5 protein-coding genes are annotated in these 6,223 nt (G+C 65.3%); 3 read left to right on the top strand and 2 right to left on the bottom strand.

The window, feature by feature from the left end; genetic code table 11:
• Positions 1-1,558, top strand: a 1,558-nt coding sequence (carB, locus tag QZY44_RS11155) for a carbamoyl-phosphate synthase large subunit (RefSeq protein ID WP_295446174.1), incomplete at its 5' end; no start/stop codon positions are given.
• An 11-nt stretch (positions 1,559-1,569) separates the two neighbouring features.
• A complete protein-coding gene (gene greA, locus QZY44_RS11150) occupies positions 1,570-2,046 on the top strand; it encodes a transcription elongation factor GreA (protein WP_295446172.1) in 477 nt (158 codons plus the stop codon).
• On the opposite strand, the gene QZY44_RS11145 is transcribed toward greA, so the two are convergent.
• Positions 2,043-2,798, bottom strand: coding sequence for a 4'-phosphopantetheinyl transferase superfamily protein (locus tag QZY44_RS11145; protein WP_295446170.1), 756 nt, complete (start codon positions 2,796-2,798; stop codon positions 2,043-2,045). The two genes, greA and QZY44_RS11145, sit on opposite strands and share 4 nt — an antisense overlap.
• A gap of 131 nt (positions 2,799-2,929) precedes the next feature.
• Between QZY44_RS11145 and QZY44_RS11140 the strand changes: the two genes are divergently transcribed.
• On the top strand, positions 2,930-5,305 hold the full coding sequence (locus QZY44_RS11140; protein WP_295446168.1) for a Tex family protein: 2,376 nt from the start codon (positions 2,930-2,932) through the stop codon (positions 5,303-5,305).
• 223 nt (positions 5,306-5,528) lie between these two features.
• Here the strand turns inward: QZY44_RS11140 and QZY44_RS11135 are convergent, their stop codons facing one another.
• On the bottom strand, positions 5,529-5,969 hold the full coding sequence (locus QZY44_RS11135; protein ID WP_295446165.1) for a BLUF domain-containing protein: 441 nt from the start codon (positions 5,967-5,969) through the stop codon (positions 5,529-5,531).
• Between the last annotated feature and the right edge of the window lie 254 nt (positions 5,970-6,223).

Below are 6,223 nucleotides of genomic sequence, written 5' to 3'. Positions count from 1 at the left end.
GAACGAGATCCTGCCCTCGAAAAAGAAAAAGATCATGATCATCGGCGGCGGGCCGAACCGGATCGGGCAGGGCATTGAGTTCGACTACTGCTGCGTACACGCGGCCTTCGCCCTGGACGAAATGGGTTACGAGACCATCATGGTCAACTGCAACCCGGAGACCGTCTCCACCGACTACGATACCTCCGACCGGCTCTATTTCGAACCGCTGACCCTGGAGGACGTGTTGGAGATCGTGGACAAGGAGCGCCCGCTCGGGGTCATCGTGCAGTACGGCGGCCAGACGCCGCTGAAGCTCGCCCGCGCCTTGGACGCCAATGGGGTGCCCATCATCGGCACCACTCCGGACGCGATCGACCGTGCCGAGGACCGGGAGCGCTTCCAGCAGTTGATCCACCAACTGGGGCTGATGCAGCCGCCCAACGCGACGGCCCGCAGTGAAGCGGAGGCGGTGGCCAAGGCCGCCGGCATCGGTTATCCGCTGGTGGTGCGCCCGTCCTATGTCCTGGGCGGGCGGGCGATGGAGATCGTCTTTGACGAGACTGAACTGAACCGCTATATGAAATACGCGGTGCGGGTCTCCAATGAGTCGCCGGTGCTGCTGGACCGCTTCCTGGATGACGCCATTGAGGTTGATGTCGACGCCATCTGCGACGGAAAGGATGTGCTGATTGGCGGCATCATGGAGCATATCGAACAGGCGGGGGTGCACTCTGGCGACTCCGCCTGCTCGCTGCCGCCCTATACCCTGTCGCAGTCGCTGCAAGACCGGATGCGCTTCCAGATGGCGCAGATGGCCCATGGGCTCAATGTGGTGGGGCTGATGAATGCCCAGTTCGCCATCAAGGGGGACGACATCTATATCCTGGAGGTCAATCCCCGCGCCTCGCGCACGGTGCCCTTCGTCTCCAAGGCCATCGGGGTCGCACTGGCCAAGGTCGCCGCCCGCTGCATGGTCGGTAAGTCCCTGGCGGAACAGGGTCTGACTCGCGAGGTTCGGCCCAAACACTATTTCGTCAAGGAGGCAGTGTTCCCCTTCATCAAGTTCCCCGGCGTGGATACGGTGCTGGGTCCGGAGATGAAATCTACCGGTGAGGTGATGGGGGTCGGTGAGTCGTTCGGTGAGGCCTACGCCAAGGCCCAGGAAGGGGCTGGAACCCTGCTGCCGGTCAAAGGTAAGGCGATGCTCAGCGTACGGGCGGCCGATCGGGCGCGGCTGATTCGCGTCGCACGCGACCTGCTGGCCCTGGGTTTTACCCTGTATGCCACCCGCGGCACGGCCATTTCGGTGCATGAGGCCGGGCTGCCCTGTGTCATTGTCAACAAGGTCATGGAGGGCCGGCCTCACATCGTCGATATGATCAAGAACCGTGAGGTGAGCTTCATCGTCAACACCACCGAGGGCGCTCAGGCGATTGCCGATTCGGCCGAGATCCGCCGCGCCGCACTCCAGCACAAGGTCAGTTACACCACCACGATCGCCGGAGCGGAGGCCACGTGCCTGGCGCTAAAGCAATTGGATATCTTGAGCGTCAATCGGTTACAAGATCTACACTGAGGATTGCACTGATGAGTAAGGTACCTCTCACTGCCCGGGGCGCTGAGAAATTGCGGCAGGAACTGGAGCGGCTCAAGCGGATCGAGCGCCCGCGCGTGATCGAGGCGATCAGTGAGGCGCGCGCCCACGGTGACCTCAAGGAAAACGCCGAATACCACGCCGCCCGCGAGCAGCAGAGTTTCATTGAGGGCCGCATCAAAGATATCGACGGCAAGCTTAGTCACGCTCATATCATCGACGTCACCCAGCTCCCGGCCACCGGGCGGGTGGTGTTCGGTGCCACGGTGCAGGTGCTGGAGGTGGAGAAGGACGAGGAACGTACCTTCCAAATTGTGGGCGAAGACGAGGCCGACTTGAAGCAAGGCATGATCTCCGTCAGTTCGCCGATCGCCCGTGCGCTGATCGGCAAGAGTGAGGGCGATGTCGCCCTGGTGGATGCCCCCGGCGGCAAGCGGGAGTTGGAGATCCTCGAGGTCAAGTACATCTAGCCCGGCATCAGCGGCAACAGCTCCAGGGTGAGCCACTGCTCACGGGGTGGGAGCTGCGCCCGTGCGACGGCGGCGATGTGTCCGGGTGCGGGGATGAAGTGCCTGATCTGCGGCGGGTGGGCGTCGGGGGGGCGTGAGCGGAAGAGGCCGCGGCCGTCGGCCTTGGCGTCCGCCTCCAGGGCGGTCCAGGCGCGGTAGAAATAGTTGAGACGATCGCTCTGTGCGGTCGCCAGCAGCGTGCTGACCTGCGCGGGTGTGAATACGCGCCGGGCAATGGCGTCGAGGTCGCGGCGTGGGCGTAGCCACTCGCAGTCGATGCCGACCTCAGTCCCGCGGGAGATCGCGACCAGGGCCAGGTCGGCGGTGGTGGTCAAATTGAACTCAAGCGCCCCCAGGGCCTGAGCGACCGCTGGTTTGCCGGCCGGACCATAGACGAATCCGACCGCCCGCGGCGGGATGTCCAGATAGAGGCCCAAGACCCGACGCAGCCCGGCCTGGGCGCGGATGTAGCGCTCCCGGAAACCCGGGTGGGCCATGCCCAGGGCGCGCCGCCGCTGGCGCTCCCCGAGCAGGGTCAGGCAGGTGTCCAGGTCGTCGCCGTGCGCGTCCGCGCTCAGGTGCCAGAGGTGCAGTCCGCCGGGTGCGATGGAGGGGGCCGCCGTGGTTGGCTGCCAGTGGATCAGTGCGTGCATGGGTGCCCGATGGTTGGTGAGCTGGATGGGTGGGGATTGCGGCAGGGTATTATCCGCCAATGGTTGTCCTGGCGTCTTGGTGTGAGCACTTCCCGGACGTTCCCGCGATGGGTCAGGGGCGCGACTGTTAAACTGTAGCCCCTCGTTCTTGCCGCATCGGCATCTCCAATCTACGCAGGACCGCTCGCTCTATGCAGACCATTACCGAGACCATCAGCCACGAAGTCCAGGCCCGCGCCGACCAGGTGGAGGCGGCCATCCGGCTGTTGGACGAGGGCGCCACCGTGCCCTTTATCGCCCGCTACCGCAAGGAGGCCACCGGCGGCCTCGACGACATTCAGCTCCGGCACCTGGAGGAACGTCTGGTCTATTTGCGGGATCTCAGTGAGCGACGCGCCGCGGTCCTCGCCAGCATCACCGAGCAGGGCAAGTTGACGCCGTCGTTGCGCGCCGAGATCGAGGGTGCAGATACCAAGCAGCGGCTCGAGGACCTCTACCTTCCCTACAAGCCCAAACGCCGCACCAAGGCCCAGATCGCCCGCGAGGCGGGGCTTGAACCCTTGGCTGACGGCCTGGTGACCGACCCCACGCAGGACCCCGCCACGGCGGCCGCCGCCTATGTCGACGGGGTCAAAGGCGTGGCCGATGTTGCCGCGGCACTGGAGGGTGCGCGCCAGATCCTCATGGAGCGCTTCGCCGAGGACCCCGAGTTGACCGGGAACCTGCGTGATCGCCTGTGGGAGGAGGGTATCCTGGTCTCCAAGGTCGTCGCGGGCAAGGAGCAGGACGGTAATAAATTCTCCGATTATTTCGACTACCGGGAGCTGCTCGCCAAGCTCCCCTCCCACCGCGCCCTGGCGCTCTTTCGTGGGCGCAATGTCGGGGTGCTGAACCTGGATCTCATTCCCGGTGAGGGTGACGAGCCGGACCTGCCCTATCGTGCACTGATCGCCGCCCGCTTCGGCCTGCGGCAGCAGGGCCGCGCGGCGGACGACTGGCTCGCCGAGACGGTGCGCAAGACCTGGCGCGTCAAACTCTTGACGCGCCTGGACCTGGACCTGAAAGGCCGGGTGATGGAGGCGTCCGAGGCGGAGGCGATCCGCGTCTTCGGCCTGAATCTCAAGGCCCTGTTGCTCGCCGCCCCCGCCGGGCGCCTGCCCACCCTGGGCCTGGACCCGGGGTTGCGCACCGGGGTCAAGGTGGCGATCGTCGACTCCACCGGCCGGGTCGCCGCCACCGACACCATCTATCCCCATCAACCCAAGAACCAGTGGGATGCCTCGCTCGCCCGGCTGGCGGTGCTCTGTGAGGCCCATGCGGTGCGGCTCATCAGCATCGGCAATGGGACCGCCTCGCGGGAGACCGACAAACTTGCCCGCGAGCTGATCAAGCGCCACCCGGCCCTGGGCCTGCGCTCACTGGTGGTCAGCGAGGCCGGGGCCTCGGTCTATTCGGCCTCTGAACTCGCCTCCAAGGAACTACCGGGGATGGACGTGTCGCTGCGCGGTGCGGTCTCCATCGCGCGGCGGCTGCAAGACCCGCTGGCCGAACTGGTGAAGATCGAGCCCAAGGCCATCGGGGTCGGCCAATACCAGCACGACGTCAACCAGACCCGCCTGGCGCGTACCCTGGAGGCGGTCGTGGAGGACTGCGTTAACGCCGTCGGGGTCGATCTGAACACCGCCTCGGTGCCCCTGCTGACCCAGGTCTCCGGTCTCAACCGGGGCCTGGCCGAGAACATCGTCGCCTTCCGCGAGGCCAACGGTGCATTCAGCAACCGCAAGCGGTTGATGGCCGTGCCGCGTTTTGGTGACAAGGCCTTTCAGTTGAGCGCCGGCTTCCTGCGGGTGCCGGGCGGGGACGAGCCACTGGATGCCTCGGCCGTCCACCCGGAGGCCTATCCGGTGGTACGCCGCATCTGCGAGCGGGCGGGCAAGGACATCGGCGCGTTGATCGGCGATGTCGCCACCCTGCGGCGCCTGGAGCCCAAGGAGTTTACGGACGAGCGCTTCGGTCTGCCGACCGTCCAGGACATCCTTGCCGAACTCCAGAAACCGGGTCGCGATCCCCGTCCCGAGTTCAAGGCGGCCGAGTTCAAAGAGGGGGTCGAGACGCTCAAGGATCTCACGCCCGGCATGATCCTGGAGGGCGCGGTGACCAATGTCACCAACTTCGGTGCCTTCGTCGACATCGGTGTCCACCAGGACGGTCTGGTCCACATCTCGATGCTTGCCGACCGCTTCGTCAAGGACCCGCATGAGGTGGTGAAGTCGGGTGACTTGGTCAAGGTCAAGGTCCTGGAGGTCGACCTGCCGCGCAAACGCGTGGCGCTTTCCATGCGCCTCACGGAGCCCATGCCACAGCGTGCAGTTGAGACCGGTGGGGAACGTCCGGAACGCAATGCGCCGCGGCGTGACCAACCCCGCCAGGCGGAGCAACCCCGCCGCCCGGGGGGCGACCGGCGAACGCCGCAACGTCAGCCGTCGGCGCGTCAGCCGCTGCAACAGCAGCAGGCACCTGCCAACAGCGCCTTCGCGGCGGCGTTTGAGAAGGCGAAGAACGGGTGAGGGCGGGGGCTAAGCACCCGGTTCCACCCTATTTTGCGTACCGACCCCAACGGGGTCGAATATACCAGCCCAGGGCAACGCCCTGGGTATGAGGTAGGTCAGCGAGTCTAGCCCTGAAAGGGCGTGACATACGGAGCTTTGCCGTCATGTCACGCCCTTTCAGGGCTAGACCGATGCTGGATCATGGATTTTGGCCCGCTCCGGCGGCTGACACGCAATAGCGTCAGCCGACCCCGCCGGCGCCTTGGTTCCTGCCGAAATCCATCAGCATCTCGAGTGCGAGACCCGGATGGGCGCCGATGGTGGCGGGATCGAAGCCACGCGCGAAGAACGGGGCATAGCCGGGGTGGCTCGCGGCGTCGTGCGCGCCGAGGCATCGAAAACCCATGCTCCAGCGCTCAAAGTTGCGTTCAGTCAGCGGCTCCCGCGCGATCTCGAACACGTTGGTGTGGCGCGGGTCCTGTTTGATACGCTTGAAGGTTTCATCCACGGCGGCCTCTTCGCCCTCCAGAACCTGCATGAAGCTACCGCCGGCATAGAGCAGCATACCGGTCACCTGCTGTGGCGTGTTGTGGCGGACACTGGATTCGAGAATGCGATCGAGTTCGGCGGTGCCTAACTCCTTGGGCGCGGTGCTGACATAAATCAGATGGATCAGTGACATGAGCTAGAAACCAGTCAAGTGATTGCCGTACAACGAAGTATGAGATCCGCTGGCCGCATGGTCAAGAACGCGCTTAGGGCTTACCGTGAAAGTCGCGCCGGGAGCGCGCTCCAATTTTCCCTCCCCTATTGGGGGAGGGCGGGGTGGGGGAACGGCCAAAGCGCCCGCCACTTTCATCTTGCGGGGTGGCGCGGGCGCCTTACCGTGAAAGTCGCGCCGGGAGCGCGCTCTACTTCTCCCTCCCCTATTGGGGG

Origin of the sequence: uncultured Thiodictyon sp. (genome assembly GCA_903837595.1) — a bacterium.
In the GTDB taxonomy this organism is placed as follows: domain Bacteria; phylum Pseudomonadota; class Gammaproteobacteria; order Chromatiales; family Chromatiaceae; genus Thiodictyon.
Note: the sequence above shows the minus strand (reverse complement) of the source record. Positions and strands in the feature narration are given on the sequence as shown.